The 611-nt window shown below is 73.5% G+C and carries 1 pseudogene; it reads left to right on the top strand.

Annotated elements, in window-relative coordinates:
- A pseudogene (locus tag FL311_RS43515) lies at positions 1–286 on the top strand (hypothetical protein); the annotation flags it as partial.
- Between the last annotated feature and the right edge of the window lie 325 nt (positions 287–611).

The following is a 611-nucleotide window of genomic DNA, read 5'->3' as shown; positions in this document are numbered from 1 at the left end:
GGAGGGAGGCCTGACCGTGGGGCGCACCAACCTCGAGGACATGACCTACAAGAGTGGCGCCGGCGGCCCTGGCGGAAAGGGCGGCAACGGAGGCGCGGGCGGGCCTGGCGGCGGTGGCGGCGGCGGCCCCTCGGTGGGCATCTGGTGCACACGCGCCCAGGTGACGCAGGGCGACGCGGGGACGACCATCACCCAGGGTCCGGGCGGCGATGGCGGACCGAGCGAGGGCCCTGCGGGCGAACCCGGCGCGTCGGTGCAGACGTTGGGCTGCCCGACCTCGCCGTGAGGGACATCCGTCGGCTGCCCGACGCTGGAGGGGCGTCGGGGGCACTTGGGGTGTGCGTCGCCTGAACGCTCGCCCTGCACCCAGGTCCGAAGCCCATCGCGTCCCCCCCCCCGGTCTTGCTACGCTGGCCTTTCTTCCCGAGATGGCTTCCGAGCTGAACTGCGAAACCTGTGGTCTCCCCGTCCCCGCCGACACCGGTGTGTGCCCGCGGGATGGCACCGTGGCACTCGCTGCGTTCCACGTCCCACCGCCGGCACCGGCATCGCCGGGGGCCGACGAGCCGAAGGTCATCGTGCAGAGCACCCTGGAGGCCTCGGTGGAGTCC

The sequence above is a fragment of the Myxococcus sp. AB025B genome (genome assembly GCF_006518215.1).
GTDB classification, from domain to species: Bacteria; Myxococcota; Myxococcia; order Myxococcales; family Myxococcaceae; genus Myxococcus; species Myxococcus fulvus.
Note: the sequence above shows the minus strand (reverse complement) of the source record. Positions and strands in the feature narration are given on the sequence as shown.